The organism is Lapillicoccus sp., from assembly GCF_046595215.1.
In the GTDB taxonomy this organism is placed as follows: Bacteria; Actinomycetota; Actinomycetes; order Actinomycetales; family Dermatophilaceae; genus Lapillicoccus.
In genome coordinates this window covers 1-2541 of record NZ_JBKJPP010000097.1, presented here as the reverse complement: position 1 = coordinate 2541, position 2541 = coordinate 1, and the positions used below count along the sequence as shown (strand labels likewise).

2 protein-coding genes are annotated in these 2541 nt (G+C 67.9%); both read right to left on the bottom strand.

Annotation, left to right across the window (positions count from 1 at the left end):
* On the bottom strand, positions 1–839 hold an 839-nt coding region (locus ACLL9L_RS07795), incomplete at its 3' end, for a glycosyltransferase 87 family protein (RefSeq protein ID WP_411284077.1).
* Positions 840–1020: 181 nt separating this feature from the next.
* A complete protein-coding gene (gene ahcY, locus ACLL9L_RS07790) occupies positions 1021–2466 on the bottom strand; it encodes an adenosylhomocysteinase (RefSeq protein WP_411284076.1) in 1446 nt (481 codons plus the stop codon).
* Positions 2467–2541: the final 75 nt, after the last annotated feature.

The window sequence follows — 2541 nt, the reverse complement described above, 5'->3', positions numbered from 1 at the left end:
CGCCGGGCGACCGCGACCCCCAGCGCGACACCGACGACGCAGGAGAGCACGGTCAGGGCCGTGGGGAGCGGGGACAGGTGGAGCCCGCGCATCAGCACGGCGGAGAGGGACTGGTTGTCCACCCCCGAGACGGCGCCCTCGCCGAACTTGTCCATCGTCAGGAAACCACCGGACCAGTACTCCCGCGTCGCCGCCGGGGCGACCAGGCCGCCGACAACGACAGACGCGAGGAACCCGACCGCACTGTGTCGCACGGACTTCCAGTCGCGTTTGAGGGCGAAGTAGAGAATGAAGATGCCCGGCACGATCTTGATCCCGGCGGCGATGCCCACGAGGTAGCCGCGTCGCGTCGAGCGCAGGAGCAGGACGTCGAGCACGACCATGGCCATGAGGATGAGGTTGACCTGGCCCAGCTGGATGGTGCGCAGGAACGGCTCGGTCGCCAGACCCCCCAGGCCGATGACGAGGGCGGTGGCCTGCCGGAGCGAGAGGCGCCGGGCGACGGCCCAGATGACGAAGGCGTAGGCCGACAGCGACAAGGCGGTGAAGAGCACCCGGTGCACCGGGACGGGCATCACCGTGAGCGGCGTGAAGATGACCGCGGCGAACGGGGAGTAGGTGAACTTGAGGCCGTGCACGCCCACGGCGTAGAGGTCCTCACCAAGGAGGAGTGCGTTCGCTCCCCGCAGGTAGACGTCGATGTCGACCCAGAAGTCGGTCGACTTGAGCGTCGACCAGCGGTAGGCGATGGCCAGGCACAGGATCATCGCGGAGATGGTCTGCGTCAACGGCCAGTCGACGGACGGGCGCCGGGGGGTCGGCACGGCGGGTGTGGACACAGGCCCGAACGTAGCCGCGCGGTGCACGATGGGACATCCACCGTTCGGGGGACTGTCGCCCGCCGTCCGTCCAGTTCGCCGGGTGAGCATCCCCCGGGACAGGGGTATGCCGCCCGCTCGGGTGAGCGGACGGCATACCTCGAGCTGGTGGAGCCCTCAGCGAGAGCTCACCGGAGCGACCTCAGTAGCGGTAGTGGTCCGACTTGTAGGGGCCGGCCACGTCGACGCCGAGGTACTCGGCCTGCGGCTTGCTGAGCTCGGTGAGCCGCACGCCGAGCGCGTCGAGGTGCAGGCGCGCGACCTTCTCGTCGAGGTGCTTGGGCAGGACGGAGACGCCGTTGCCGTGCTCGGTGTAGTCCGTGTTCTTGGTCCACAGCTCGATCTGGGCGATCGTCTGGTTGGAGAACGAGTTGCTCATCACGAAGCTCGGGTGGCCGGTGGCGTTGCCGAGGTTCATCAGCCGGCCCTCGGACAGGACGATGATCGAGGAGCCGGTGGAGAAGGTCCACTCGTGGACCTGCGGCTTGATCTCCGTCTTGGTGATCCCGGGGAGCCTGGCGAGGCCGGCCATGTCGATCTCGTTGTCGAAGTGGCCGATGTTGGCGACGATGGCCTTGTTCTTCATCGCGGACATGTGCTCTGCCGTGATGACGTCGTAGCAGCCGGTCGTCGTGATGAAGATGTCGGCCGTCTCGAGGACGTCCTCGAGGCGAGCGACCTGGAAGCCCTCCATGGCGGCCTGCAGCGCACAGATCGGGTCGATCTCGGTGACGATCACGCGGGCGCCCTGGCCGCGCAGCGACTCGGCGCAGCCCTTGCCCACGTCGCCGAAGCCGGCCACGACGGCGACCTTGCCGCCGATGAGGACGTCGGTGGCGCGGTTGAGCCCGTCGATGAGCGAGTGCCGGCAGCCATACGTGTTGTCGAACTTGCTCTTGGTCACCGAGTCGTTGACGTTGATGGCCGGGAAGAGCAGCTCGCCGGCGTCGGCGAGCTGGTAGAGGCGCAGGACCCCGGTGGTCGTCTCCTCGGTGACACCCTTGATGCCCGCGCCGATCGTCGTCCACTTCTGGGCGTCTGTCTTGAGCGTGGTGCGGACGAGCTCCTTGAAGACGCTGAACTCCTCGGAGTCCTCCTCGGTCGTGGAAGGGACCTGACCGGCCTTCTCCCAGTCGCGACCCTTGTGCACGAGCATCGTCGCGTCGCCGCCGTCGTCGAGGATCATGTTGGGACCTTCGGCGCCCGGCCACGTGAGGGCGGCGTCGGTGCACTCCCAGTACTCCTCGAGCGTCTCGCCCTTCCAGGCGAATACGGGGACGCCCTGCGGGTCCTCCACGGTGCCGTGAGGGCCGACGACGACCGCCGCGGCGGCCTCGTCCTGGGTGGAGTAGATGTTGCAGGAGGCCCAGCGGACCTCGGCGCCGAGCGCGGTGAGGGTCTCGATGAGGACGCCGGTCTGCACAGTCATGTGCAGGGAGCCGGCGATCCTGGCGCCGGTGAGCGGCTTGGACTCGCCGAACTCCTCCCGCAGGGACATCAGGCCGGGCATCTCGTGCTCGGCCAGGCGGAGTTGGTGGCGGCCGGCCTCGGCGAGGCTCAGGTCGGCAACCTTGTAGTCAAAGGACATGGTGAATCGCTTCCGTTGATTGTCTGGTGTGCTGACCCGGCGTAGCCCATCTGGGCGCGTCATGGTTGCGGGGTA